Source organism: Streptomyces sp. NBC_00464 (genome assembly GCF_036013915.1).
GTDB lineage: Bacteria > Actinomycetota > Actinomycetes > Streptomycetales > Streptomycetaceae > Streptomyces.
On the sequence record NZ_CP107899.1, the window covers coordinates 1,435,292 to 1,460,168 of the forward strand.

Annotated in this window: 25 protein-coding genes; 12 read left to right on the top strand and 13 right to left on the bottom strand. The window is 70.7% G+C overall.

Annotation, left to right across the window (positions count from 1 at the left end; translation table 11 throughout):
• Positions 1-62: 62 nt before the first annotated feature.
• Both OG912_RS06130 and miaA read right to left on the bottom strand, forming a co-directional pair.
• On the bottom strand, positions 63-503 hold the full coding sequence (locus tag OG912_RS06130; protein WP_327713352.1) for a hypothetical protein: 441 nt from the start codon (positions 501-503) through the stop codon (positions 63-65).
• A gap of 102 nt (positions 504-605) precedes the next feature.
• Positions 606-1,544 carry a tRNA (adenosine(37)-N6)-dimethylallyltransferase MiaA gene (gene miaA / locus OG912_RS06135; RefSeq protein WP_327708523.1) on the bottom strand — a complete coding sequence of 313 codons (939 nt, stop codon included), beginning with the start codon at positions 1,542-1,544 and terminating at the stop codon, positions 606-608.
• 239 nt (positions 1,545-1,783) lie between these two features.
• On the opposite strand from miaA, the gene OG912_RS06140 reads away from it, so the two are divergent.
• Complete coding sequence (locus OG912_RS06140; protein ID WP_326739259.1) at positions 1,784-2,047, top strand: antitoxin; 264 nt, start codon at positions 1,784-1,786, stop codon at positions 2,045-2,047.
• Between the two features lie 131 nt (positions 2,048-2,178).
• On the opposite strand, the gene OG912_RS06145 is transcribed toward OG912_RS06140, so the two are convergent.
• Entirely contained in the window at positions 2,179-2,892 is a 714-nt protein-coding gene (locus tag OG912_RS06145; RefSeq protein WP_327708524.1) for a class III extradiol dioxygenase subunit B-like domain-containing protein, read from the bottom strand.
• 50 nt (positions 2,893-2,942) lie between these two features.
• Positions 2,943-4,463, bottom strand: a complete 1,521-nt coding sequence (miaB, locus tag OG912_RS06150; protein WP_327708525.1) for a tRNA (N6-isopentenyl adenosine(37)-C2)-methylthiotransferase MiaB — start codon at positions 4,461-4,463, stop codon at positions 2,943-2,945.
• Between the two features lie 135 nt (positions 4,464-4,598).
• Here miaB and OG912_RS06155 point away from each other — a divergent pair, with 135 nt between their 5' ends.
• Positions 4,599-5,600: a TAXI family TRAP transporter solute-binding subunit gene (locus OG912_RS06155; protein WP_327708526.1), complete on the top strand. Its 1,002-nt coding sequence runs from the start codon at positions 4,599-4,601 to the stop codon at positions 5,598-5,600.
• 39 nt (positions 5,601-5,639) lie between these two features.
• Here OG912_RS06155 and OG912_RS06160 read toward each other — a convergent pair whose 3' ends face one another.
• Entirely contained in the window at positions 5,640-7,034 is a 1,395-nt protein-coding gene (locus tag OG912_RS06160) for a sensor histidine kinase (protein WP_326739255.1), read from the bottom strand.
• 16 nt (positions 7,035-7,050) lie between these two features.
• Entirely contained in the window at positions 7,051-7,743 is a 693-nt protein-coding gene (locus tag OG912_RS06165) for a response regulator transcription factor (RefSeq protein WP_326739254.1), read from the bottom strand.
• 321 nt (positions 7,744-8,064) lie between these two features.
• Here OG912_RS06165 and OG912_RS06170 point away from each other — a divergent pair, with 321 nt between their 5' ends.
• The 8 genes from OG912_RS06170 (at position 8,065) to OG912_RS06205 (ending at position 14,406) form a co-directional block, all read left to right on the top strand.
• Entirely contained in the window at positions 8,065-8,853 is a 789-nt protein-coding gene (locus OG912_RS06170; protein ID WP_326739253.1) for an amino acid ABC transporter ATP-binding protein, read from the top strand.
• Between the two features lie 69 nt (positions 8,854-8,922).
• Positions 8,923-9,765, top strand: coding sequence for a glutamate ABC transporter substrate-binding protein (locus OG912_RS06175; RefSeq protein WP_327708527.1), 843 nt, complete (start codon positions 8,923-8,925; stop codon positions 9,763-9,765).
• A gap of 74 nt (positions 9,766-9,839) precedes the next feature.
• Positions 9,840-10,505 carry an amino acid ABC transporter permease gene (locus OG912_RS06180; protein ID WP_327708528.1) on the top strand — a complete coding sequence of 222 codons (666 nt, stop codon included), beginning with the start codon at positions 9,840-9,842 and terminating at the stop codon, positions 10,503-10,505.
• Positions 10,502-11,413, top strand: a complete 912-nt coding sequence (locus tag OG912_RS06185; protein ID WP_327708529.1) for an amino acid ABC transporter permease — start codon at positions 10,502-10,504, stop codon at positions 11,411-11,413. Before OG912_RS06180 ends, OG912_RS06185 begins: the two co-directional genes overlap by 4 nt.
• A 239-nt stretch (positions 11,414-11,652) precedes the next feature.
• Positions 11,653-13,266, top strand: a complete 1,614-nt coding sequence (locus tag OG912_RS06190; protein WP_327708530.1) for an FAD-dependent monooxygenase — start codon at positions 11,653-11,655, stop codon at positions 13,264-13,266.
• A gap of 32 nt (positions 13,267-13,298) precedes the next feature.
• On the top strand, positions 13,299-13,385 hold the full coding sequence (locus OG912_RS06195) for a putative leader peptide (protein WP_311307652.1): 87 nt from the start codon (positions 13,299-13,301) through the stop codon (positions 13,383-13,385).
• Positions 13,386-13,480: 95 nt separating this feature from the next.
• A complete protein-coding gene (locus OG912_RS06200) occupies positions 13,481-13,996 on the top strand; it encodes a cysteine dioxygenase (RefSeq protein WP_327713353.1) in 516 nt (171 codons plus the stop codon).
• Positions 13,993-14,406: a rhodanese-like domain-containing protein gene (locus tag OG912_RS06205; protein ID WP_327708531.1), complete on the top strand. Its 414-nt coding sequence runs from the start codon at positions 13,993-13,995 to the stop codon at positions 14,404-14,406. The genes OG912_RS06200 and OG912_RS06205 overlap by 4 nt, the downstream gene beginning before the upstream one ends.
• Before the next feature lie 67 nt (positions 14,407-14,473).
• Here OG912_RS06205 and OG912_RS06210 read toward each other — a convergent pair whose 3' ends face one another.
• Entirely contained in the window at positions 14,474-17,032 is a 2,559-nt protein-coding gene (locus OG912_RS06210) for an ABC transporter permease (protein ID WP_327708532.1), read from the bottom strand.
• Positions 17,029-17,685, bottom strand: a complete 657-nt coding sequence (locus OG912_RS06215) for an ArsR/SmtB family transcription factor (RefSeq protein WP_327708533.1) — start codon at positions 17,683-17,685, stop codon at positions 17,029-17,031. Before OG912_RS06215 ends, OG912_RS06210 begins: the two co-directional genes overlap by 4 nt.
• A 418-nt stretch (positions 17,686-18,103) precedes the next feature.
• Here OG912_RS06215 and OG912_RS06220 point away from each other — a divergent pair, with 418 nt between their 5' ends.
• Positions 18,104-18,736 carry a DUF6197 family protein gene (locus tag OG912_RS06220; RefSeq protein WP_327708534.1) on the top strand — a complete coding sequence of 211 codons (633 nt, stop codon included), beginning with the start codon at positions 18,104-18,106 and terminating at the stop codon, positions 18,734-18,736.
• A gap of 97 nt (positions 18,737-18,833) precedes the next feature.
• Here OG912_RS06220 and recX read toward each other — a convergent pair whose 3' ends face one another.
• The 4 genes from recX to OG912_RS06240 all read right to left on the bottom strand — a co-directional run bounded on the left by recX (position 18,834) and on the right by OG912_RS06240 (position 22,577).
• Complete coding sequence (recX, locus tag OG912_RS06225) at positions 18,834-19,589, bottom strand: recombination regulator RecX (protein ID WP_327708535.1); 756 nt, start codon at positions 19,587-19,589, stop codon at positions 18,834-18,836.
• 3 nt (positions 19,590-19,592) lie between these two features.
• Entirely contained in the window at positions 19,593-20,723 is a 1,131-nt protein-coding gene (recA, locus tag OG912_RS06230; protein ID WP_327708536.1) for a recombinase RecA, read from the bottom strand.
• 299 nt (positions 20,724-21,022) lie between these two features.
• A complete protein-coding gene (locus OG912_RS06235; RefSeq protein ID WP_327713354.1) occupies positions 21,023-22,198 on the bottom strand; it encodes an AI-2E family transporter in 1,176 nt (391 codons plus the stop codon).
• A 184-nt stretch (positions 22,199-22,382) separates the two neighbouring features.
• Positions 22,383-22,577, bottom strand: coding sequence for a DUF3046 domain-containing protein (locus tag OG912_RS06240; RefSeq protein ID WP_327708537.1), 195 nt, complete (start codon positions 22,575-22,577; stop codon positions 22,383-22,385).
• 79 nt (positions 22,578-22,656) lie between these two features.
• Here OG912_RS06240 and OG912_RS06245 point away from each other — a divergent pair, with 79 nt between their 5' ends.
• Positions 22,657-23,571, top strand: a complete 915-nt coding sequence (locus OG912_RS06245; protein ID WP_327708538.1) for a hypothetical protein — start codon at positions 22,657-22,659, stop codon at positions 23,569-23,571.
• A 44-nt stretch (positions 23,572-23,615) separates the two neighbouring features.
• Here OG912_RS06245 and OG912_RS06250 read toward each other — a convergent pair whose 3' ends face one another.
• Positions 23,616-24,839 (bottom strand): PucR family transcriptional regulator, encoded by a 1,224-nt coding sequence (locus tag OG912_RS06250; RefSeq protein ID WP_327708539.1) that lies wholly within the window; start codon positions 24,837-24,839, stop codon positions 23,616-23,618.
• Between the last annotated feature and the right edge of the window lie 38 nt (positions 24,840-24,877).

The window sequence follows — 24,877 nt, forward strand, 5'->3', positions numbered from 1 at the left end:
GGGGAGCGTCGCCCGGACCGCCAGCACGCCCCGGTCCGGTCCGGTCCTCGGTTCCGCAGTCCTCAGTTCTGCAGTCGTGCCACGCGCCAGACGGCCAGCGCGACCAGTACGGCGCACACCGCGACGTACAGCGCGATCACCCGCCAGTCGGCCCGCTCCCCGGACCCCCGGGACGGCAGTCCCGGCCAGGTGTGTCCGACGCGGCGGGCGGCCATCATGCCCCAGCCCGCGGCGCAGCAGCTGATCAGCAGTCCCAGCATCGCGACCACTGGGCCGCCGTCGCCCACCTCGAAGGCGAGCGGGAAGGCGAACATCAGCGATCCCAGAGCGGCGAGCATGACGATCGGCGCGAGCTGCCAGATTCGCATCCGGCGGGCGGGACGCAGCTCGACCTCGACCTCGGGGGTCACGGCGAACTCATCGGGCCCGTCGGGGCTCAGACGTCCTGCTTCGTGCTGCGTGTCCGGTGCGTCTTGTTCTGTGTCGCGAGGGCCGGCCTCCATCGCCACGCGCCCTCCCAACTCGGACTGGTCGATCGATGCTCGATGATGGCACGCCGCAGGTCGCCGAATTGACTGGCAGGGCTTCCCGATGCCATCACGTGATCAGGCTGTAACCGCTCGTTCGACCAACGCCAGCGCCCGGCCCGGGAGTTCCCCGCGGTGCTCCGCGGCACCGTTCAGCCACTGGACGCGCGGGTCGCGGCGGAACCAGGAGTCCTGACGGCGCGCGAAGCGTTTGGTGGCGCGCACGGTCTCGGTGCGCGCCTCGTCCTCGGTGCACTCCCCCGCCAGGGCGGTGAGCACCTGCTGATAGCCGAGCGCCCGGGAGGCGGTGCGCCCCTCCCGCAGGCCCAGCGCCTCCAGGGCGCGCACCTCGTCCACGAGTCCGGCCTCCCACATCCGGTCGACCCGCATCGCGATGCGCTCGTCGAGCTCCGGGCGGGCCACGTCGACGCCGATCTGGACGGCGTCGTAGACCGCATCGTTACCCGGGAGGTTGGCGGTGAAGGGCTTGCCGGTGATCTCGATGACCTCAAGGGCCCGCACGATGCGCCGGCCGTTGCTCGGCAGGATGGCGCGGCCCGCCTCGGGGTCGGCCGCGGACAGCCGCTCGTGCAGCGCTCCGGAGCCGTGCTCGGCCAGCTCCGCCTCCAGCGCGGCCCGGACGCCGGGGTCCGTCCCGGGGAACTCCAGGGCGTCGATCGCGCCCTTCACGTACAGCCCGGAACCGCCCACCAGGACCGGCGTGCGGCCCTCGGCGAGCAGCCGGTCGATCTCGATGCGGGCCAGGCGCTGGTACTCCGCAACGCTGGCGGCCTCGGTGACGTCCCAGATGTCCAGCAATCGGTGGGGTACGGATCCGCGCTCGTCGGGCGTCAGCTTGGCGGTGCCGATGTCCATCCCCCGGTAGAGCTGCATGGAGTCGGCGTTGACCACTTCGCCCCCGAGCTGCTGGGCGAGGAACACCCCCAGGTCGGACTTTCCGGCTGCGGTGGGACCGACGACGGCGATGACCCGCGGTGCGGGAGCTGGACTTCTCACTGCCCCAGTCTCGCAAACCTCGGGGCCGTTCCCGAATGGGCGAGGCGCAGGCCGTGGGGCACCCGCCGCGTCACGCCCCTACCGAGTAAAATGGTGTCTACATTTGGGTGGTTTCTCATGGTTCTGCCGTTTGTCCCCCCACACCGCCGATGCCGCGGCCGGGAGAGTACGGGACAGCAGGGCGGGTACCGGGGCCGGAGAGAGCACGCGCACGCAGCCCCCAGCAGAGAAGGTGTCCGATGGGCTTCATGGACAATTTGAAGGCGAAGCTGAGCCCGGCGAAGGACAAGGTGAGCGACCTCGCGCAGCAGCACGGGGACAAGATCGACCAGGGGCTCGACAAGGCCGCGCGGACGGTGGACGCGAAGACCAAGGGCAAGTACAGCGACAAGATCGTGTCCGGCACGCAGAAGGCCAAGGGGGCCGTGGACCGGCTGGCCCAGAAGGACGGGGGCGGTACGCCGCCCGCTCCGGGCAGCACTCCGCCGCCGCCCGCCTCCTGACAGCGGGCCGCAGGACAGCACGACGGCCGTGGAGCGGCATCGCTCCACGGCCGTCGTGCGTTCTGCCCGCGAGACGTCATGCGTACTGCCTGCTCGCGAGACGTCGTGCGTTCTGCCTTTGAGTGAGAGGGTCAGGACCAGGCCGCGACCATGTAGCCCACGCCGTACGGTGCGTCGTCGTACAGCAGCCTGCCGTCCAGTCCGGCTCCCTCGGCCGCCCCCGCGAGCACCTGCCAGGGCGCGCGGCCCGCGGCCTTGAGTTCGTACGCCAGCGCTTCGTCCAGCGCGATCAGCGCACCCGTGTCCGCCGCCCCCAGCGCGCGCGAGGCAGCCGCGTCGAAACCGGCGGCGCGCTCGTCGAGGTAGCCGGGCGCCTTCAGGGTGCGGCAGGCACTGCCGTCGCCCATCACCAGCAGCGCGACCCGCTCCGCACGTGCGGCCAGCTCACGCCCCGTCTCCGAGCAGCGGCCGGTCTCCAGCGGCTCCCCCACACCGAGCGCCTCGACCGGGGTACCCGACCAGCCGGTGCGGGACAGCAGCCACGCGCCGACCGCGAGCGACGGAGCGAGCGGGCGCTCCGCGACCGTGCCCAGGTCCCGTCCCAGCCGTACGCCGAGGTCCACACCGAACTCCTGGAAGCCACCGGTGGCGCCCTCCGGGTGGGTACCGCGGCCCGCGAGGTCCGCGGGGCCGACCACGATCAGCAGATCGGGCCGGGAGGCCGCGAGCACGCCCAGGGCGTCGGTGCACGCGGTCCGCGCCTCATCGAGCTCGGGCGCGGCACCAGCGGCGACATCGGGGACCAGCAACGGCGGACAGGGGCAGACAGCGGCGGCGACAAGCATGGTGGGCAGCGTACTGGCCTGCCGCTACCGCACGGGGATCGGTACGCCCGTCAGTCGCAGCCGCAGCCCGGTGCCGAGGCGGCGGGCAGCGGCGCCGGGGCGCCGATCCCGGGCAGGCCCAGCATGACGCCGACGGGCTTGGCGGCAGCAGCGGCGGTGCGCTTCTCCCAGGCGTCCCCCGAGCGGGTCCGCCGCACCCCGAGGGGCGCGCCCTCGGCGAGCAGGTGGTGCGGGGCGGCGTAGCTGATCTCGACGGTCACCACGTCGCCGGGCCTTACGTCCTCGTCCGGCTTGGTGAAGTGGACCAGGCGGTTGTCGGGCGCGCGGCCGGACAGGCGGTGGGTCGCGCCGTCCTTGCGGCCCTCGCCCTCCGCGACCATGACGTCCAGGGTGCGGCCGACCTGCTTCTTGTTCTCCGACCAGGAGATCTCCTCCTGGAGGACGGACAGACGCATGTACCGCTCCTGGACGACCTCCTTGGGGATCTGCCCTTCCATGTCGGCGGCCGGGGTTCCGGGGCGCTTGGAGTACTGGAAGGTGAAGGCGTTGGCGAAGCGCGCCTCGCGGACCGCGTGCATGGTCTGCTCGAAGTCCTCCTCGGTCTCACCGGGGAAGCCGACGATGATGTCGGTGGAGATCGCTGCGTCCGGCATCGCGGCCCGCACCTTGTCGATGATGCCGAGGAAGCGTTCCTGCCGGTACGAGCGCCGCATCGCCTTCAGGATCGTGTCCGAGCCCGACTGCATCGGCATGTGCAGCTGCGGCATCACGTTCGGCGTCTCGGCCATGGCCGCGATCACGTCGTCGGTGAAGTCGCGCGGGTGCGGCGAGGTGAAGCGGACCCGCTCCAGGCCCTCGATCCGCCCGCAGGCCCGCAGCAGCTTGGAGAAGGCCTCCCGGTCACCGATGTCGGAGCCGTACGCGTTGACGTTCTGGCCGAGCAGGGTGATCTCGGAGACGCCCTCGGCGACCAGGGCCTCGATCTCGGCCAGGATGTCGCCGGTCCGGCGGTCCTTCTCCTTGCCGCGCAGCGCCGGGACGATGCAGAAGGTGCAGGTGTTGTTGCAGCCGACGGAGATCGAGACCCAGGCGGCGTACGCGGACTCGCGGCGGGTGGGCAGCGTCGAGGGGAACGCCTCCAGGGACTCGGCGATCTCGATCTGCGCCTCCTCCTGGATACGGGCGCGCTCCAGCAGCACGGGCAGCTTGCCGATGTTGTGCGTACCGAAGACGACATCGACCCAGGGGGCCCGCTGGACGATGGTGTCGCGGTCCTTCTGCGCGAGGCAGCCGCCGACCGCGATCTGCATCCCGGGGCGCTTCGTCTTCATCGGGGCGAGCCGGCCGAGGTTGCCGTAGAGCTTGTTGTCGGCGTTCTCCCGCACCGCGCAGGTGTTGAAGACGACGACATCGGCGTCACCGTCGGATCCCTCGGGCGCCCGCACATAGCCGGCGTCCTCCAGCAGACCCGACAGCCGCTCGGAGTCGTGGACGTTCATCTGGCACCCGTAGGTGCGCACCTCATAGCTTTTTCTGACGTCCACTGCTTCGCTCCGGTTGCCGCTGCTCATGCGACAAGGGTAGGCGCTGCCCGGACACCTCCCGCCGCGGGCGGCTTCCGGACCGTACACCGGCGCCCGCCGCGGCAGAGCAGATCCGATGGCACCCCTGGCCAGGGCCGGGAATCACCTGGCAGGATCGCCGCCATGCTCCCGGCAGGACTGTCCCGAATCGGCCGGCGTCGCTCCCTTCGGACGGGCGCCGCCCTCGTCGTCGTGCTCGGACTGCTGCTCTGGTGGCTGCTCCCCCTCGGCGACCCGGCGCCGACCGGGTCGCTGACGTTCAGTACCGGGGTGCGCAGCGGCGTCTACGAGCGCTACGGCGAGCGGCTCAAGGGTGCGCTCGCCAAGGACCTGCCCGAGGTGTCGATACGGCTGCAGACCAGTGAGGGCTCGCAGCAGAACATCGCCCGGGTCGCGACGGGCCAGGCCGATTTCACCATCGCCACCACCGACGCCCTCGCCACCTATATCCGGGGCCACAAGCCGGGCGCCGACCGGCTGCGCGGCTGTGTCCGGCTGTACGACGACTACATTCAGCTTGTCGTGAAGCGGGACTCGGACATCCGCAAGGTCGGGGATCTGCGCGGCAAGAGGGTCGCGGTCGGACAGCCCGGGTCGGGGGTGCGGCTGGTCGCCGACCGGCTGATGACGGCCGCGGGCCTGAACCCCGTCGACGACGTGACGGCGGTGCCGGCCGGGATCGACACGATGCCGAAGCTGCTGAGGGAGGGCCGGCTCGACGCGTTCTTCTGGTCCGGCGGCCTGCCGACCACCGCGGTGGCGGATCTCTCGGACCGGTTCTCGATCCGGCTGGTCCCGCTGGAGGACCCGCTCATCAAGGAGCTCCAGGCGGCCGGGGGGTCCACCCGCTACTACCGCTCGGCCGTGATGCCCGCCGACGCCTACCGCAACGCGCAGCAGGGGCAGGCCATCCCCACCGTGGCGGTCGCCAATGTGCTGGTGACCACGGACCGCACGGACGCGGCGATGACGGAGGCGTTCACCCGGACGGTGATCGACAGCCGGGACCGGATCGGGCGCGAGGTGCACGCCGCGCAGCTGGTGGACCTCCGGACGGCGATCTACACGGATCCGCTGCCGCTGCACGAAGGGGCCAAGCGCTACTACCGCTCGGTCAAGCCCTGAGGGACCCCGCAAGCCCCGAGGGACCCCGCCCCGGCTTCCTCAGCCCTGCGGCCCGTTGCGCGGCACCGAGACCGTCACGCGCAGCCCGTGCGGTTCGTTGCGCGCGCAGGAGAGCGAGCCGGCGCTCGCGGCGAGGAGCGCCTTGGAGATGGAGAGGCCAAGGCCTGACCCCCGTACGTTCTGATGCTGGGAACTGCGCCAGAACCGGTCACCGACGCGCTCCATCTCCTGATCGGTGAGCCCCGGTCCGCCGTCCGCCACGACCACGGTGACGCAGGTGCTCCCGGCAGCGACCGTGACCCGGACCTCCTCGTCCTCGGGCGTGAACTTGAGGGCGTTGTCGATGATGGCGTCGAGTGCGCTGGACAGCGCGATGGGATCCGCCCAGGCGGTGACGGCCCCCATGCCGTCCGCCCGCAGTCGTACGCCCTTCTCCTCGGCCACCGGCCGCCAGGAGGCGACCCGTTCGGAGCTGAGCGCGCCTATGTCCGTGAGCTGCAGTACGGCGTCGGCGTGCTCGGCCAGCGCCAGGTCGAGCAGGTCGTCGAGGACCTGGCCCAGGCGCTTGCCCTCCGTACGCACGGAAGCGATCTCCTGGTTGCCCTCGGGCAGTTCGAGGGCGAGCAGCTCGATCCGCAGCAGCAGCGCCGCCAGTGGATTGCGCAACTGGTGCGAGGCGTCGGCGACAAAGGCGCGCTGCTGCTCCAGCACGTCCTCGACGTTGTCGGCCATCTCGTTGAACGAGCGGGCCAGGCGCCTGAGTTCCGGTGGCCCGCCCGACGCCGCGACCCGGGACCGCATCCGGCCGCTGGCGATGTCGTGGGCGGCGGCGTCCAGCGTCCGCACGGGGAGCAGTACCCAGCCGGTGAGCCGGTTCGCGGCGCCCAGGGCCACCAGCATCGCGATCACCTCACCCGCGGCGATCAGCAGCCAGCCGCGGAGCGTGGCGGCACGCATCTGGTCGGTGGGCGAGTCGATGACGACGACGGCGACCACATCGCCGTCCCGCACGACGGGCGAGGCGACGACGACCCGGCCGTCCTGCCAGGGCCAGACCTGGGGCGGATCGTGGCTGCGGCGGCCGAGCAGCGCCTCGTTGAACGCCTCACGGCCCTCGCCCTCGACGGGCAGCCGCCAGGACCCCGGCGCCTTGGCCATCGCGGAGTCGTCACGGTAGAAGACGCCGGCCCGGATGCCGTAGACGGCGTCGTACGTCTCCAGCTCGCCCTGGAGCGTGCGGCGCCGCTCGTCGTAGCCGCTGGTGCGTTCGGTGATGAACTGGGCGAGTGCGGCGAAGCGTGCCGTGTCGTCGATGCGGTCGATCACGACGCGCTGCTGTTCGGCTGCGGCCCCGCTGACGGCCAGCGGGAAGCCGAGCGCGAGCAGAACGCTCGCCATGAGGACGATGAGCAGTGGGAGCAGCCGGGTACGCAACGGGGACGTACGCCTTCTACGCGGACGGCGCGACGAGGCGGTAGCCGACCCCGCGCACGGTCTCGATCAGGGCGGGCAGCCGCAGTTTGGAGCGCAGGGAGGCGACATGCACCTCCAGGGTGCGTCCCGTCCCCTCCCAGCTCGTACGCCACACCTCGCTGATGATCTGCTCCCGGCGGAACACCACCCCGGGCCGCTGGGCGAGCAGCGCGAGAAGGTCGAACTCCTTGCGGGTGAGCTGTACTTCGCTCCCGTCGACACTGACCCGCCGGGTCGGCAGCTCGATGTGCACATGCCCCAGGCGCAGGGCTGCGACGGGCGTGGGCGCGGTGTCCTCGGGGCCCGTCTTGCGCCGGCTGACGGCATGGATACGGGCGAGGAGCTCACCGGTGTCGTACGGCTTGGTCACGTAGTCGTCGGCGCCGAGGTTGAGTCCGTGGATCCGCGAGCGCACGTCGGCCCGCGCCGTCACCATGATCACGGGTACGGAGCTGCGCTTGCGGATCTTCCCGCAGACCTCGTAGCCGTCCTGGTCGGGCAGGCCGAGGTCGAGGAGCACGACCCCGAAGGCTTCGGTCTCGGTCGGCAGGAGCGCCTGGAGGGCCTCCTCGCCGCTGCGGGCGTGCACGACCTGGAAGCCGTGGCGGGCGAGGATCGCGGACAGGGCGGCGGCGACGTGGTTGTCGTCCTCGACGAGCAGCAGTCTCATGGCCCCCCTTTCTCTCCGGATGCGCGGTGTTTGCACGGTCACGTACACCCCCGGTTACTTCCCCGTACCGGGGCGTTTCACGTCAGGGTGTACCAGGGCATCCACTCCGATGACCGGTGGGCCAGTCAAGGCCCCTTCCGTTGCATCGAGGTTTCCGTTATGCACCCGGTACGCCCCGAGGGTCCGACAGGGCGTCCCGTTCACGCGGAGTGTCCGGTTGCAGCCGGATCGTTATGCTCAATTTCCGCTCAGATGTAATGACGCTGGTCGCACTGCGTCACTAAGGTCCTTCCCAACCGAGGAGGACGGAGCAAGAAGCCGATGAGCGGAGTTTCAGTGACCAAGGGCGCCGAGGACGCTGCACCCGCGCCCGGCGGCGACCTGGTCGTGCTGAGCAACGTCAACAAGCACTTCGGCGCGCTGCATGTGCTCCAGGACATCGACCTGACGATCGCCCGTGGCGAGGTCGTGGTCGTCATCGGACCCTCCGGGTCCGGGAAGTCCACGCTGTGCCGCACGATCAACCGCTTGGAGACGATCGACTCGGGCGCGATCACGATCGACGGAAAGCCCCTGCCCGAAGAGGGCAAGGAGCTGGCGAGGCTGCGTGCCGATGTCGGCATGGTCTTCCAGTCGTTCAATCTCTTCGCCCACAAGACGGTGCTCGAGAACGTGACGCTCGGCCAGCTCAAGGTCCGCAAGGCGGACAAGAAGGCTGCCGAGGACAAGGCGCGTTCGCTGCTCGACCGGGTGGGCGTCGCGACCCAGGCCGACAAGTACCCGTCGCAGCTCTCCGGCGGTCAGCAGCAACGTGTGGCGATCGCACGGGCGTTGGCGATGGACCCGAAGGTCATGCTCTTCGACGAGCCGACCTCCGCGCTCGACCCGGAGATGATCAACGAGGTGCTGGAGGTCATGCAGCAGCTCGCCCGCGAGGGGATGACCATGGTCGTCGTCACCCACGAGATGGGCTTCGCGCGTTCCGCGGCCAACCGGGTCGTCTTCATGGCGGACGGGAAGATCGTCGAAGAAGCCACGCCCGACCAGTTCTTCAGCAACCCGCGCAGTGACCGTGCCAAGGACTTCCTGTCGAAGATCCTTCACCACTGATGGAGCCTTCAGCGCCGGTTTCCGGACCGGCTGATCACTCACATCGCGTCAACTCTAGGGAATTTCACCATGCAGCTTCGTAAGGTCACCGCCGCCTCGGCCGCCGTGCTCGCCCTCGCCCTGACCGCCACCGCCTGTGGTTCCGACGACAAGGACGACGCGTCCGGTTCGGGCGGCGGCAAGAAGATCACGATCGGTATCAAGATCGACCAGCCGGGTATCGGTCTGAAGACCCCGGACGGCAAGTTCACCGGCTTCGACGTCGATGTCGCCACGTACGTCGCCAAGGAACTGGGCTACGACGCCAAGAACATCGAGTTCAAGGAGACCAAGAGCGCCGACCGTGAGACGTCGATCGAGCGCGGTGACGTGAAGTTCATCGCCGCCTCCTACTCGATCAACGACGAGCGGCTGGCGAAGGTCGACTTCGCGGGCCCGTACCTCCTGGCCCACCAGGACATCCTGGTCCGCGCGGACGACACCTCCATCAAGGCGCCCGAGGACCTGAACAACAAGAAGCTCTGCTCGGTCACCGGCTCGACCTCGGCGCAGAACGTCCACGACAAGCTGGCCCCGAAGGCGGACCTTCAGGAGTACGGCGGCTACTCGGAGTGCCTGACCGGCCTGGAGAACGAGGCTGTTGACGCGCTGACCACGGATGACAGCATCCTGGCCGGCTACGCCTCGCAGGACGTCAACAAGGGCAAGTTCAAGCTGGCCGGCTTCAAGATGACCAACGAGAACTACGGCATCGGCCTGAAGAAGGGCGACGCCGACCTCAAGAAGAAGATCAACGACGCGCTCACCAAGATGGTCTCGGACGGTTCGTGGGAGAAGGCCGTGAAGGCCAACTTCGGCCCGGCAGGCTACAAGAACGAGCCCGCCCCGAAGATCGGCAACGTCGTCAAGTGAAGCAGGGCTGACCGGGCGCGCCGCCACTGACGGCGGCGCGCCGTGCCCTCCTACACGCGGAAGCGCGGGAGATCGTGTTCGACTTTCTTGATGGTTACGACCTGCTGGGGGCCTTCTGGGTGACGGTGCAACTCACCGTCTACTCCGCCCTCGGCTCCCTCATATGGGGAACGCTGCTGGCCGGCATGAAGGTCAGCCCGGTCCCCCTGATGCGCGGTTTCGCGACCGGCTACATCAACGTGGTCAGGAATATCCCCCTGACCGTGATCATTATGTTCTCCTCGCTGGGTCTGTACTCGACGCTGGCCGTCAGTCTCGGCGCAACCGACATCACGGGCATCAACTTCCGGCTCGCGGTCCTGGCGTTGAGCGCCTACACCGCCGCGTTCGTGTGCGAAGCCCTGCGGTCCGGCATCAACACGGTGCCGGTCGGTCAGGCCGAAGCGGCACGCGCCCTCGGCCTGAGCTTCACCCAGGTACTGCGGCTGATCATCCTCCCGCAGGCCTTCCGCGCGGTCGTCAATCCGCTCTCCAACGTGCTGATCGCGCTGACGAAGAACACCACCGTCGCTTCCGCGATCGGGGTGGCGGAGGCCTCCTACCTGATGAAGAAGATGATCGAGAACGAAGCGCAGCTGCTTCTGATCTCGGCTGTCTTCGCGTTCGGCTTCATCGTTCTGACCCTCCCGACCGGCCTCATCCTCGGCTGGGTGAGCAAGAAGGTGGCGGTGAAGCGATGACCTCGGTCCTCTACGACGCCCAGGGGCCGCGCGCCAAGCGTCGGAACATCCTCTACACCGTCCTGTTCGTGCTGGGCGCGGCAGCCGTGGTGTGGTGGGTGTACGACGGTCTCGCCTCCAAGCACCAGCTCGACTGGATCAAGTGGAAGCCCTTCTTCACCAGCTCCCAGCCGTGGGAGACATACATCTGGCCGGGGCTCCAGAACACGCTCAAGGCGGCGTTCTTCGCGCTGATCATCGCGCTTCCGCTGGGCGCGCTGTTCGGAATCGGCCGGCTCTCGGACCACCGGTGGATGCGGGCACCGTCCGGTGCGGTCGTGGAGTTCTTCCGGGCCATTCCGGTCCTGATCCTGATGCTCATCGCGAACCAGGCCTACTTCGAGTACACCAGCCTCGACCCGGACACCCGTCTGCTGTACGCCGTGATCACGGGGCTGGTGCTCTACAACGCCTCGGTGCTCGCCGAGATCGTGCGGGCCGGCATTCTGACGCTCCCCTCGGGGCAGACGGACGCGGCCAAGGCGATCGGCATGCGCAAGGGCCAGACCATGGTCTTCGTGCTGCTGCCGCAGGCGGTGACCGCGATGCTGCCGGCGATCGTCAGCCAGGTCGTGGTGATCGTGAAGGACACGGCACTCGGTGGCGCGGTGCTCAGCTTCCCGGAGCTGCTGGCCTCGGTCCGGCCGATGGCCGCGAACTACGGCGCGAACACCATCGCGTGCTTCACGATCATCGCCGTGATCTACCTCGCGGTGAACTTCGCCCTCACGTCGTTCGCGAGCTGGCTTGAGCAGCGGCTCCGGCGCGCGAAGAAGAGCACGGGCGCCGTCGTGGGCACCGGCCCCGGGGGCGACCTGGAGACGATCGGTGCGCCGTCGCTCAGAATCGATGACGGGCACGCCGTCTGACGGCTCGTCGACCGACGTCCGCGAGGGGCGGTGGCGCATGCGCCACCGCCCCTCGCCGCGTTCCGGTGTCACTTGACGCACGCACCCCCAGTAGGTTGCATACGTTCTGTGATCGCGCCCCGAGCCTCCGCTGCCGCATCTCCTTCGACGCCGTCCTCCGTCTCAGGGGCCGCCCCGGCCTCCTCGCTCCTCTCGCGCGCCTCCGGGCGTCCGACCGCAGGTGTTCCGGGGGCCGCGCCGTGGACCCGGTGATCATCGTCGGCGCCGGGCCCGTGGGCCTGGTGCTGTCGCTCGCCCTGGCGGCGCAGGGTGTGCCCTGTGTGCTCCTCGACGAGGACCCGGGCAAGGACGAGACCCGTCCGGCCCGCACGGTCGTGCTGCGCGAGGACACCGCCGACCTGGTCGAACGGCTCGGCTGCAAGACGCTCCAGGACGAGGGCCTTCGCTGGTCCGGCTGGCGGTCCGTGCGGCGCAGGCAGCTCGTACGCGAACTCGCGCTCGGCGAAGGCGCGCCCGACGGCGGTCTGTCGGCCGCCCCCGTCCACGTACCGCAGCACGCGCTGGTGCGTGGGCTGCGGGACGCGGTCGCCGCGCAGGATCTCGTACAGACGGCACGGCTCAGCCGGATCGACACGCTGGAGCAGGACCGCGACGGGGTCACGGTGCACACGCGCGAGCCCGGTTCCACCTGGTGGCGCGGGAGTTACCTGGTCGGCTGCGACGGGGCCAGGTCCACCGTGCGCAAGCTCCTCGACATCCGGTTTCCCGGGCGTACGGCGGTGGAGCGGCATGCCGTCGCCGCGCTGCGCACCGAACTGCCCTGGCCCGGCGAGGCCGTACTGCACCGGCTGCCGCCCTGGCGCACCGGTGGCGCCGAGGTCACCGCGCGGCCGCTGCCGGACGGTGTCTGGCGGCTGGACTGGCTGCTGCCGCCACGGGGCGAACTCGTCACGCCGGACGCCCTTGTCACCCGGGTCCGGGACACCCTGGCCGGCTGGTGCGGCGAGACGCCCCCGTACGAACTGCTGGACACCGGGGTCTACACGCTCCACCACCGGCTCGCGCGGCGGTGGCGGGTGAAGCGGGCCTTCCTGGCAGGGGACGCCGCCCATCTGCTGGGTGCCCTCGGTACCCAGGGGCTGGACGAGGGGCTGCGGGACGCCGAGAACCTGGCGTGGAAGCTGGCACTGGCCTGGCATCACGGCGCCCATGACGTGCTGCTCGACAGCTACCAGGCCGAGCGGCGGGCGGCAGTCGCCTCACGGCTGCGCGCCGCCGACCAGTCGCTGCCGATACTGCGGGGCGGCGGGGGGCTGCGGACGCTGATTCCCGGGAGCGCACGGGGGCACGACTCGCTCCTCACCGACGGGCATCTGGGCTGCGGCCCACTCGGTGCGCCCCCGTCCTACTCCCATTCCCCCCTTGCGCCCCCGCGCGCCGAGGCGCACACCGCGGTGGGTACGCCCCCCGGTGCGCCGGTCGCGGATGTACGGGTCACCGCGCCCGACGGCACGACCGTGCGGCTTCGGGAACGGCTGGGGCAGGGCCATCTTCTCGTGGTGCTCGTGGCACCGGGTACGGGGGTCTGGGACCGCCGGCACTGGATGCGGGCCGGCGTCATGCCCCGGCTCGTCGAGGCGGTCGACGGCCTGCCGGTGAAGGCCGAACTGCTGGTCACCGAGAGCTATCCGGGCGCGTCCGCGCACACCGTGCTGCTGGTCCGGCCGGACGGCCATCTCGTGGAGTCGTTCGGCGGGGTCCGGCCGGCGGAACTCCTCGCGGCGGCGGACGCGGCGCGCGGCGGCGCGGTTCTCACCTCCGTGCGCTCCGACCGGACCGCAGACATCAATTGACCGACGCAGGCGCACATGGTCTACTCCGGAACATGACCGACACCGATGTGCGCCTGTGGCGGAGGGTCCATATGGACCTCCTCCGCTATGCGGGCTGCGTGTGTCGCCCGTCCTGCTGAATCGCCTTCTCCTGCTCCGCCGCGCGCTGTGACGTACGGCCGGAGCGTCCACGCGAACTCTCAGGACGGTCCCTGTGTCTGCCTCTCCCTCCCCTGTGCCCGTGCGTACGTCCGACCCCGGTCCGACCGCTGCGGAACTACTCGACTTCGTCCGCAGCACCGCCGCGGACGCCGCACTCATCGCCTCACTCCCCCTCGACCCCGAGGGCCGAACCTGGATCCGGCTCGACGGGCCCGGCGGCAGCGAGGCCTGGCTGATCGGCTGGCCGCCCGGCACGGGAACCGGCTGGCACGACCACGCCGATTCGATCGGTGCCTTCCTCACCGCGGCCGGCACGCTGAAGGAACACGCGCTCGCGGCGCGGCTGCCCACCGACGGCTGGAAGACGCTGGAACTGTCCGAGGACATCGACCGCTCACGGGAGTTGACGACCGGTCAGGGCAAGGCGTTCGGCCGGCACCACGTCCACGAGGTGCTGAACGAGTCGGCCACGGAGCACGCCGTCTCCGTCCACGCGTACTACCCGCCGCTGCCGCAGATCCGGCGCTACAGCCGCACCGGCGCGGTGCTCCGCCTGGAGCAGACCGAGCGTCCGGAGGACTGGCAGTGAGCGACGAGGTACGGCACAACGGTGGCGACGACCGGGTCGGGATCGACGAGCTCCTGGAGCGGGTCCGGGCCGGATACGAACGGCTCGGACCGCAGGAGGCCAAGGCGGCGGCCGAGGAGGGCGCGTTGCTCGTGGACATCCGCTACGCGGAACTGCGGGCGCGGGACGGGCTGATTCCGGGGGCGCTGGTCGTCGAACGCAACGAGCTGGAATGGCGGCTGGACCCGCAGGGAAGCCATCGCGCGGCAGAGGCCGTGAGCCACGGTCTGCAGGTGGTGGTGATCTGCAACGAGGGGTACGCGTCCAGCCTTGCCGCCGAGTCTCTGCACCGGCTCGGGCTGTACCGGGCGACGGACCTGATCGGCGGTTTCCAGGCCTGGCGCGCGGCGGGGCTCCCGGTCGAGGTGTGACCGGGAGCCCTGACGGGGCCTTCGAGCCCCGGCGGGCAGCGGGCATTGGAGCCCGGCCCGTCGTCGGTCACCGGCTCGTGACGGCCTCCACCGGGCGGGCCTTCAGGGCCATCCGGCCGGGCAGCGCCGTCGCGACCAGGGCGAGCAGGGCGGCGGCGCCCACCACGGTCGCGTACACCAGCGGCCTCACGGAGGGCGCCGCGCCGCCCGTCATGCCGATACTGAAGGCCGTCAGTACGGCGAGCGCGATCCCGGTGCCGAGAGCGGCCGCGACGAGCAGGACCGACAGGGCCTCGATACGAAGCATCCGCAGCACCTGACGGCGGGTCGCCCCGGCCAGTCTGAGGAGTGCGAACTCCTTGAGCCGCTCGGAGACCGACATGGCGAGCGTGTTGACGACGGCGATGGCGGTGAAGGCCAGGACCAGTCCCATGGCGAGCAGGTTGACCTCGGCGTTCTCCTGCTGGCGTGCCGCCTGGAGCCGGTCCGCTTCGGCAGGTGCGGCAACCGCGACACTGGGGAACTTGCCCAGTACGGCCGTCAGTTCGCTGCGACTCACATCACCTGCGACCAGGACGGTCGCGGCGAGGGGGTTGTTCATGTGCCGGGCGAGCAGGTCGTGCGGCAGCGTCAGATCACCGAAGCCCAGCCCGCGGCGGTAGACGGCCGCGACCGTGAGGGTGGCGGGGGTGCCGTCGCCCAGGTGCAGCTTCAGTTCGCTGCCGGGGCGCAGCCCGAGCCGGTCGGCGGCCAGTTCACTGATCGCGGCGGTGCGGGAGCCCGCGGTGAACGCGGCGAGAGACCCGCGCGTCACACCGGGGTCCCAGGTGCGGTCGAGTCCGGCCGCGGTGACCCCCTGGGCCTGGTACTTGTCGAGCCCGACCCGGACCGTGGTGCGGACCACCTCCGTGGCTCCGGTGACGCCGGACGTCGTACGGACAGCTTCGGCGGCTTCCGCCGGCACGCCGGGGCCCTGCGCGCCCAGCACCCAGGTGGCGTGGGTGCCCTCACGGGCCTGGGCGAGGGCGGCGTCGCCGAGGGTCGGCTGGACGAAGAGAACCGTGCAGGTCATGCCGATGAGCAGGGTGAGCGGAGTGACGACGGAGGCCATCCGGGTGGAGTTCCCGCGGATGTTCGCCGCGGCCAGGACGCCGACGTGTCCGGCTGCCCGGAGCGCGCCCGCCAGCAGGAATGCGGCGCCTCGGACCAGGAGCGGGCCGAGCAGCGACACCGCCATGGCCAGCACCACCACGGCCAGGAAGGTGACCGGTGTCGAGGCGGCCTCGGTGTGCAGGATGCCCAGTACGGCGACGAGCACCCCGCCGCCGATGAGCAGGCCCAGGCCGGCGGCGATGCGCCCCCGGGCCGGGCGGCGACGCTCGACCGCGGACTCGGCCATGGCCTCGGCAGGCCGGAGGCGGGCGATACGACGGCCGGCGATCCGGGCGGCGGCCCAGGCACCGAGGAGGGTGACGGCCAGGGCCGCGCAGCCGGGAAGGATTCCGGCCGTCCGCTCCAGCGTCGGCGGAACCACGCCCATGTCGATGAATCGACTGTGCAGCAACCGCGCGAGCGGCAGTCCGGCAAGGGCGCCCAGCACCCCGGCCACCGCACCGACCACCAACGCCTCGCGGCCCAGCAGGCGGCGGATCTGCCGTGACGTGGCGGCGATGGTACGCAACAGGGCCAGCTCGCGGTGGCGTTGCTGGATGGAGAGCGCGAAGGTCCCGACGACCACGAGTACCGCGACCAGCAGCGAGGTACCGCCCATCGCGCCACCCATGGAGACCAGCTTGATGCGCGCGCCCGCGGCATCCAGGAACTCGACCGGGCCGCGCTCGTCTCCCGTCGAGATCTGGGCGGTGGTGCCTGAGAGGGCTTGCGTGACCTGCTGCTTCAGCCGGCCGGTGTCCGTACCGGGGGCGGGCAGCACACCCAGCGCGGAGACCTGGCCGGGGCGGGCGGCGAGGCGTTCGGCCTCCGCCGCGGAGAAGAACAGTGAGGTCTGCTGCCGGAGTTCACCGTGTCCGTCGGGGGCCGCGATGCCGCTGACACGATAGGTGTGAGGGGCCTGCGTGGACTGCACGGTAAGCCGGTCCCCGGTCCTCAGGCCTGCTCTATCGGCGAAACCCCGGTCGATCACCACGTCGTCGGCCGAGGCGGGGGCGCGGCCCGCGGTCAGGGCGAACGGGGTGAGCGGGGCGGATTCCCAGGAGTGTCCGTACGAGGGTGTGTCGCCGCCTCCCGCGTCCGCGGGCAGGGCCGACAACGGCTCGGCGAGGAAGGTCAGTTCGGGGACTACCGCGCGCACACCCGGGAGGGTGCGGATCCGGTCGGCGGCGGTGGCGGGGAGCCAGGCACGTTCGGCGACCGGTTTGGCCTTGTGCTTGACCTTCGTCTTCCCGTTTCCCTTGTGCTTCACGGTGGTCCGGTGGACGTTCTGGTCGGCGGAGACGACGAGGGGCGTCGCGGCGTAGCGCTCGGTGGCGATGCGTCCGCGCAGTCCGGTCTCCAGAAGGGTGCCGCAGGCGGTGACGAGGGCGGCGGCACACATGAGGGCCAGCAGCGCTCCGAGGAACCCGCCTTTGCGATGGTGGATGGTCCGCAGGGCATAGCGCAGCATCATGACGCGTCCGTCTCTCTTCTGTTGGCGTCGTCCGTGGCGGAACTCTCAGTGCCGGGGATGTCTCTGTCCGGGCCCGGGAAGGCGAGCAGCCGGGTGTGGACCGTGCGGGCGCCCGGCGGGGTTCCGGCGTCGGGGCGCTTGTAGCGGTTCATGAGGGCGATGTACTCCTCGAAGAACTCCTGGAGTTCGGGGAGCGTGAGTCGCAGGGCGCCCCGTGAGTAGACGTGGCCATCGGCCCACTCGTCGGCGTCCCGGCCGTCGGCCCCTGTACCGCTCTCGCGCTGGAGCTGCTCGAAGTGCGCGAGGTCGGCGGCGTACGCATGGCGGTTCAGCTCGTCCATGACGAGACGCACGCCACGGGTCCGGCGGGACGGAGGCGGGAATCGGCGGTCACCCGGGACGGCCCGCCACCACCTCGCCCGGCGGGCGTCGGGCCGGGGCGGCACGGTGTCTGCCACGAAGCCGTACCGGGCCAGTTCACGCAGGTGGTAACTGGTGGCCCCGGTGTTCAGGCCCAGGGCGCGGGCGAGGATCGCCGATGTCGCGGGGCCGTGCAGGGTGAGGCGCTGAAGGATCTGCTGGCGTCGCGGCTGGGCGAGGGCCTTGAGAGCGGCCAGCTCCGTGATCTCGGTTCCGCCGGGCTTCTCTGGCATGCGTCACACACTGCTCTGTGCACAGATACCTGTGCACTGGAGCGTTCCGGCGTCTTCGTTGGGGGGCTTTCCCCCGTGCCATGGCCCGGGGGGCTTTCCCCCGTGCCATGGCCCGGGGGGCTTTCCCCCGTGCCATGGCCGGGCACGGCGCGAGGGACAGTACGGCACGGCACGATCCGCCGGTCCGTGTCCCCGCCCCGGAACTGCCCGTCGACCGGATCCGCCCACTCCGAATCGCCGGTGGGAATCAGCGGTGGAAATCACCGGAATCCGAAGCGACACACCCGTATGGCCTCGCTCCGGTGGAGCGAACCGCGGACCGGACGGACATTCGGCTCAACGCCAATGACCAGTGCGACATCACCATCGCACCGCTACGGCGTCGCCATGCCACCGCTACGACGGGGAGCCCGCACCCATGCCGACCACCGCCCTCACCCCCGACGAACTCGACGTCCAGGCCGCTCGCCTCCATGACACGGAGGCCTGGCAGCAGATCGTCACGGGCTGGGAACTCACTGTCCCGGAGCCCCCGCGCCCCGTCTCGCCCGGCGACGCGCAGGAGCGGCCGGACGTCTCGGGCGACTGGCGTGACCTGCTGTCCGTACCCGTGGACCAGCTCATCGCCGACACGGTGCGCGCGCTGCCCGCCGTACCGCGCGAGCGCCCGCTTCCCGGGCGTCTCGGTGCCGTGCTGCCCGACCGGCTCCATGCCTGGCGGCGTATCGGACAGCCGGAGGTGCGACCCTCCGTCCATCTCGCCCACGCACGGCAGATCCTGACCGAGTGGGGATGGCAGAACACCCCGTACCGGCTCCGCAACGCCCGCGGTGCCCGATGTGTCTGCGGCGCCATGCTCACGGCGCACCGCCTGGGCTACGGATCGGCGCACACCGTCGACCGGGCCGGTGCCTGGCTGATCTCCGAACTCCGCTCCCAGGGCTGGACCGGGCTGATCGGGCCGTGGAACCGCTACCCGGGGCGCACCGCCGACGACGCCCTCGCCCTGATCGACGCCACCATCAGCCGTGCGGCCCGCGCCGGGCAGTAGCGACCGGTCAGTAGCCGCTGGTCAGTAGCGGCCGGACAACGGCGAACGGCCGCGCCAAGAACCGGATCGCCACGTTCTCACCGACCCCCGCCGGCACTCAGAACGGGTCGTCCAGCCCCTCGGTGTCCTCGCCCTCCTCCTCCAGTGCCCGGCGCACCACGCGCAGGGCCATTCCCTCCCCGTACCCCTTGCGGGCGAGCATGCCCGCAAGGCGGCGAATCCGTTTGTCGCGTTCCAGGCCCCGGGTGGACCGGAGCTTGCGGGCGACGAGCTCCCGCGCCGTCTCCTCCTCCTGCTCGGAGTCGAGCTGACCGACGGCCTCGTCGATCACGGAGGCGTCCACGCCCTTGGTCCGCAGCTCACGGACGAGGGCGCGGCGAGCCAGACCGCGGCCGTGGTGCCGGGATTCCACCCAGGCATCGGCGAACGCGGCGTCGTCGATCAGCCCGACGTCCTCGAAGCGCGACAGCACTTCTTCGGCCACCTCGTCCGGGATCTCCCGCTTGCGCAGGGCATCCGCGAGCTGCTGGCGGGTGCGTGCGGTCCCGGTGAGCAGCCGCAGGCAGATGTTGCGCGCCTGCTCGGCCGGGTCTCGCGGCTCCCCCTTCTCGGCCCTCGACGAGGAAGGGGAACCGCTGCCTCTGGAACGGGAGCGGGCACGGCGCCCGGCCCCCTCGCCGAATCCCGTACCCGTACCCGAACCCGCGCCTCTGCCATAGCCGGCCCCCGTTGCCGGCTCATGGAAGAGGTCGGATTCGCTCTCGGATCCGGTGGTGTGTCCGGCGGCGGATTCGGGGCCGGGACCCGCGCCGGATTCGGCGGCGCTGCCCGGCCACTCCGTACGACGCGTCACGGTCTAGCTCTTGGCCGCCGCCGTCTTGGCCGGCTTGGCCTTGCCGGCCGGAGCGGGCGCCGACTTCGCCGCACCGTCTGCCGCAGCCGCCGCGGCTCCTGCCGCATCCGCTCCGGGCTCGGCCGATGCCGCCTCGGGCCGCACACCCACGCCCAGCTTCTCCAGGATCTTCTTCTCGATCTCGTCGGCGAGGTCGGGGTTGTCCTTGAGGAAGTTGCGGGCGTTCTCCTTGCCCTGGCCGAGCTGGTCGCCTTCGTACGTGTACCAGGCGCCGGCCTTGCGCACGAAGCCGTTGTCCACGCCCATGTCGATCAGACCGCCCTCGCGGCTGATCCCGTGGCCGTAGAGGATGTCGAACTCGGCCTGCTTGAACGGCGGCGCGACCTTGTTCTTGACGACCTTGACGCGGGTGCGGTTACCGACCGCGTCGGTGCCGTCCTTGAGCGTCTCGATCCGTCGGATGTCCAGGCGCACCGAGGCGTAGAACTTGAGCGCGCGGCCACCGGTGGTGGTCTCCGGCGAGCCGAACATCACACCGATCTTCTCGCGCAGCTGGTTGATGAAGATCGCCGTGGTCTTGGACTGGTTGAGCGCGCTGGTGATCTTACGGAGCGCCTGGCTCATCAGACGGGCCTGCAGACCGACGTGCGAGTCGCCCATCTCGCCCTCGATCTCCGCACGGGGCACCAGGGCCGCGACGGAGTCGATGACGATCAGGTCGAGGGCGCCCGAGCGGATCAGCATGTCCACGATCTCAAGAGCCTGCTCGCCGTTGTCCGGCTGGGACAGGATGAGGTTGTCGATGTCGACACCGAGCCGCTTCGCGTACTCCGGGTCGAGGGCGTGCTCCGCGTCGATGAAGGCCACCGTGCCGCCGAGCTTCTGCGCGTTCGCCACGGCGTGCAGCGTCAGCGTCGTCTTACCGGAGGACTCCGGTCCGTACACCTCCACCACACGCCCGCGAGGCAGGCCGCCGACGCCGAGCGCCACGTCCAGCGCGGTGGACCCGGTGGGGATCACCTCGATGGGCTCGTTCGGCCGCTCGCCCAGGCGCATCACCGCGCCCTTGCCGAATTGCCGTTCAATCTGTGCGAGTGCGGCGTCCAACGCCTTCTCGCGGTCGTTACCTGCCATGGGTTCCACCCGATTTGCTTGAGTCGATCGCTTCACGTCAAAGACGCTAACCCCTGCCACTGACAATGGGCCTCGACGTCCTCCCGGCCTGTGGACAACTCCACGGTCGAGCCCGGGAAAACCCGGCCGGAATCCCATGAGAATGGATGTTCGATTTTGGTGTCAAGCGCACCACGCCGCACCGACTCGCCCCCAGGATAGCGCTCCGAATCCAGGTGTTTAGTCAGCAAATGGCACATATGCGACACGACGCCAAGCGTGCATCGCAAGGGGACAACACGGACCGCAAAGGCCCCGCATCAGGAGCGCGGCTGCGGGCCCTGCGGCTCCTCGTCCTCCCCCTGCCCGCCCTCGGCCTCGGCCTCGGGGGCACGCCAGAGCCGACGCAGCCGCACGTACACCGATTCGCCGCGCCGCCACTGATGGCGTCCGTGCACCCGGGGGTCGTCCGTGACGTCGTAGCGCTTCACATAGGCGCCCAGGAAGGCCTGCAGCGTGGCCACGGCCGGGATGGCGATCAGCGCGCCGACGGCCCCCATCAGTGCCGTACCGGCGATGACCGAGCCGAAGGCGACCGCCGGGTGGATGTCGACGGTCTTCGAGGTCAGCTTGGGCTGCAGCACGTAGTTCTCGAACTGCTGGTACACCACGACGAAACCGAGGACCCACAGCGCGTACCAGGGGTCGACGGTGAACGCGATCAGCATCGGCAGGGCGCCCGCCAGATACGTACCGATCGTGGGAATGAACTGCGAGACGAGTCCGACCCAGACCGCGAGCACCGGCGCGTACGGCACACCGAGGGCCAGCAGCAGGATGTAGTGCGCGATGCCGGAGATGAGCGCCATCAGACCGCGCGAGTAGAGATATCCGCCCGTCTTGTCCACCGCGATCTCCCAGGCACGCAGCACTTCCGCCTGGCGGGCGGGAGGGAGGATGGAGCACAGCGCGCGGCGCAGCCGGGGGCCGTCGGCCGCGAAGTAGAACGAGAACAGGAAGATCGTCAGCAGCCGGAACAGGCCGCCCAGGACCGTGGTGGACACGTCGAGTACGCCGGTCGCACTGTTCTGGACGTACTTCTGCAGCCAGTCGGAGTGCAGCAGGCTGTCCTGCACCTCGACGCGGGAGAGCTCCGTGTGGAAGGACTGGTTGACCCAGTTGATCACCGAGTCGAGGTACTCCGGGAAGTCCTCCACCATGTCGACGATCTGGCCCGCGAGCATCGAGCCGAGCAGCACGACGAAACCGGCGCCGGCGATCAGCACACCGAGGAAGACCAGGAAGGTGGCGAAGCCCCGGCGCATACCGCGGCCCGACATCCGGCTCACCGCCGGCTCGATCGCCAGCGCCAGGAAGAAGGCGATCAGCACATTGATCAACAGGCCGATGAGCTGGTCGAACGCCCAGCTGCCGAGCCGGAAGCAGGCATAGAGCGCCAGCGCCAGCACCATGGCACGCGGCAGCCAGCCGGGCATGCGGGCACTCCCGGTGCCGGACGGCGGGGCTGGTGGCGCGGCCGGCGGGACGGGCGGGGTGAGGGGCGGCTGGGTCTGAGCGGTCTCGTCTGTCGGTGCCACGGAACAAGTCTCGCCTACTGCTGAGACAGTCGGGCGCGCGCCCCGGGGGACGGCTCGCCGCCGCGCGGTGTCGGACTGTGCGTCAGCGCTTGTCCGCGGGGATGCCGACCGCCGTGCAGACCCCGCGCCAGACGTCCTTGGCCTCCCACCCCTCGTCGAGGGCCTGCCACACCGTGCGCCCGCCGAGTTCCGCCATCACATGGTCGCGCGCGAAGGAGTCGGCGTACCCCGCGCCGAAGTGGTCCGCCATCCGTTCCCAGAAAATCGTCAACCGCATGCCACCAGTATCCCGCTCCTGAGAGTGCAGCCGGGCCGCCCGGCCTTGCCGAGAGCGCTTACCGTCCTACGGTCGGTCCATGGCTGGATCCGGAACAAGTCCCCTCAACCGCGCCGAGCAGTTCATCTGGCTCACGGCCCGTGTCCTCGAACAACGGCGGTTCGCCCATCACTTCCTGAAGGGAAGTGCGGACGCCGTGGAAACGGCGCTCGCCGCCTATCTCAACGAGGACGGCGGGTACGGTCACGCGCTCGAACCCGATCTGCGCGGCCCCGTCAGTCAGCCGCTGCACACAGCGCACGCGCTGAGCGTCCTCGACTCCATCGACCGTTGCGGAGGGCTCCGGGTGGAGCGCATCTGCCGATTCCTCACCGATGTGTCCACCAAGGAAGGGGCCTTACCCGCTCTGCTTCCCTCGCAACGCGGCTACCCGGCCGCGCCGTTCATCCCGATCGTCGACCAGCCCCCTGCCGAGCTCCTGGTCACCGGGCCCGTCGTCGGGCTGCTCCACCGCAATTCGGTGTGGCACGCCTGGCTGTTCCGGGCCACGGACTTCTGCTGGGCGGCCGTCGACGCCCTGGAGGTGTCGCATCCGTACGAGATCGAGGCTGCGGTCGCCTTCCTCGACGGTGCGCCGGACCGGGCGCGGGCCGAGGCCGCAGCCGACCGCCTCGGACGCCTGGTGCGCGACCAACGGCTCGCCGTCCTGGACCCGGAGCGGCGCGCGGAGTACCCGGTGGCGCCCGGATACGCGCCGGGTGAGCAGCACTTTCCGTACGACTACGCCCGCGCGCCCGAATCGCTCGCCCTGCGTTGGTTCACCGACGCGGAGATGGACCGCGCGCTGAACCATCTGGCGGCCGGGCAGGAGGCGGACGGCGGCTGGCCGGTGACCTGGCGGCAGTGGGCTCCGGGAACCGCTCTGGAGGGACGCCCCCTGGTCACGCTCAGAGCCCTGCAGACCCTGCGGGCGTACGGACGCGGCCTGGACTGACCACGGACACCGGCGGGTCGGCGGCTGCCGCCGGCCCGGGGTTCTCACGCGCTGCCGCGCCCCACGTCCCCCTGCCCGCTGTCGTGCAGGAGCAGGGCCGCGATGGCGAGCGCGGTGCCGCGCGGGGAACCCGGATCGAGCCCGGTCAGTTCCGCGAGCCGGGCGAGCCGGTTGTCGACGGTGTTGGGATGCAACCCGAGGAGCGCGGCGGTGAGGCGCCGGTCCTGCTGTTGTGCCAGGTACGTCCGCAGGGTCCGCAGGAGTTCGGGACGTGCCGCGACCGGGTCCAGCAGGGCGGCGATGCGCCGGCCGCTGGGGCCGGGCCGCGACAGGTGGAATTCGAGGAGCACGTCGTCGAGACCGTGCACGCCCGGAGGCAGTCCGCACACCCGCGCGATCCGCAGGATCTCGGCCGCCGTACGGGATGCCTCGGGCACCGCCGCGGGTGACGGCGCCCGTGCCGCGGCGATCCGCACCCCGACCCCGCAGGCGCGGGACAGCCGCCGGGCGAGATCGTCCGGCGGCTCGCAGTCCCGCGGGACGACGGCCCGGCCGGCACCCGCGTCGAACAGGAAGAGCAGTTCCGTACCGAAGGTCTGGTCCAGGACCGTCTGGATCCGCCGCATCCTGCGCCGCACCGTCACCGGGCTGAGGGAGTCCGGCTGCCCGCCGCCCGGCTCGTCGGCCGGCTCCAGGGCGACGGCGAGGACCAGCGCCGGCCCCTCCAGCCCCAGCTCCTCCAGCAGTACCGGTCCCGGTTCCAGCGTCCCGTCCAGGAAGCCGCGCACGAGGGAGCGGCGCCGCTCCCGCTGCTCCGCCTCCAGTGCGGAGCGCTCGTCCATGTAGGTCTCGGCCACGGCGCCGAGGAGCGAGTGGTGCGACTGGAGCAGCAGGTCGACGAGTTCGATGAGCGCTCCCTCCTCGCCCGGTTCCGCCACCTCGCGGAGTGCCTGCCACAGGACGTACACGCCGAGGGCGTGGGTGCGCAGAAGCAGGTGCAGGGGCAGGCCCTCCTCGGCGCGCTGCGCGGCCCGCTCGCGAAACAGCCGCAGCCCGCCGGAGCCGGGATGCGGATCGCTGACCCGCCGCAGGAAGAGACGCACCCCGTGCCGGGCGGTGGCGGCGATCTCCAGGTCCTTCACGTCGTCGGGCAGGTCCGCGTACCCCGGAAGCTGCTCGAAGGACTCCCGGGCCATGTGCCGGGCCAGCTCGTTGACCCTGGGCTCGCAGCGCAGAGCGAGGGCCCTCGCCTCGTCGGACAGTGGCACGGCCGGCCTCCTCGCGTTCCGGTGGTCCCTGTGACGCG

Excerpts from the sequence above, each read along its gene's own strand:
- OG912_RS06130 (WP_327713352.1), bottom strand. The coding sequence starts at position 503 with ATGGAGGCCGGCCCTCGCGACACAGAACAAGACGCACCGGACACGCAG.
- OG912_RS06140 (WP_326739259.1), top strand. The coding sequence starts at position 1,784 with ATGGGCTTCATGGACAATTTGAAGGCGAAGCTGAGCCCGGCGAAGGAC.
- OG912_RS06145 (WP_327708524.1), bottom strand. The coding sequence starts at position 2,892 with ATGCTTGTCGCCGCCGCTGTCTGCCCCTGTCCGCCGTTGCTGGTCCCC.
- miaB (WP_327708525.1), bottom strand. The coding sequence starts at position 4,463 with ATGAGCAGCGGCAACCGGAGCGAAGCAGTGGACGTCAGAAAAAGCTAT.
- OG912_RS06155 (WP_327708526.1), top strand. The coding sequence starts at position 4,599 with ATGCTCCCGGCAGGACTGTCCCGAATCGGCCGGCGTCGCTCCCTTCGG.
- OG912_RS06165 (WP_326739254.1), bottom strand. The coding sequence starts at position 7,743 with ATGAGACTGCTGCTCGTCGAGGACGACAACCACGTCGCCGCCGCCCTG.
- OG912_RS06170 (WP_326739253.1), top strand. The coding sequence starts at position 8,065 with ATGAGCGGAGTTTCAGTGACCAAGGGCGCCGAGGACGCTGCACCCGCG.
- OG912_RS06175 (WP_327708527.1), top strand. The coding sequence starts at position 8,923 with ATGCAGCTTCGTAAGGTCACCGCCGCCTCGGCCGCCGTGCTCGCCCTC.
- OG912_RS06185 (WP_327708529.1), top strand. The coding sequence starts at position 10,502 with ATGACCTCGGTCCTCTACGACGCCCAGGGGCCGCGCGCCAAGCGTCGG.
- OG912_RS06195 (WP_311307652.1), top strand. The coding sequence starts at position 13,299 with ATGACCGACACCGATGTGCGCCTGTGGCGGAGGGTCCATATGGACCTC.
- OG912_RS06210 (WP_327708532.1), bottom strand. The coding sequence starts at position 17,032 with ATGATGCTGCGCTATGCCCTGCGGACCATCCACCATCGCAAAGGCGGG.
- OG912_RS06215 (WP_327708533.1), bottom strand. The coding sequence starts at position 17,685 with ATGCCAGAGAAGCCCGGCGGAACCGAGATCACGGAGCTGGCCGCTCTC.
- OG912_RS06220 (WP_327708534.1), top strand. The coding sequence starts at position 18,104 with ATGCCGACCACCGCCCTCACCCCCGACGAACTCGACGTCCAGGCCGCT.
- recA (WP_327708536.1), bottom strand. The coding sequence starts at position 20,723 with ATGGCAGGTAACGACCGCGAGAAGGCGTTGGACGCCGCACTCGCACAG.
- OG912_RS06235 (WP_327713354.1), bottom strand. The coding sequence starts at position 22,198 with ATGCCCGGCTGGCTGCCGCGTGCCATGGTGCTGGCGCTGGCGCTCTAT.
- OG912_RS06240 (WP_327708537.1), bottom strand. The coding sequence starts at position 22,577 with ATGCGGTTGACGATTTTCTGGGAACGGATGGCGGACCACTTCGGCGCG.
- OG912_RS06245 (WP_327708538.1), top strand. The coding sequence starts at position 22,657 with ATGGCTGGATCCGGAACAAGTCCCCTCAACCGCGCCGAGCAGTTCATC.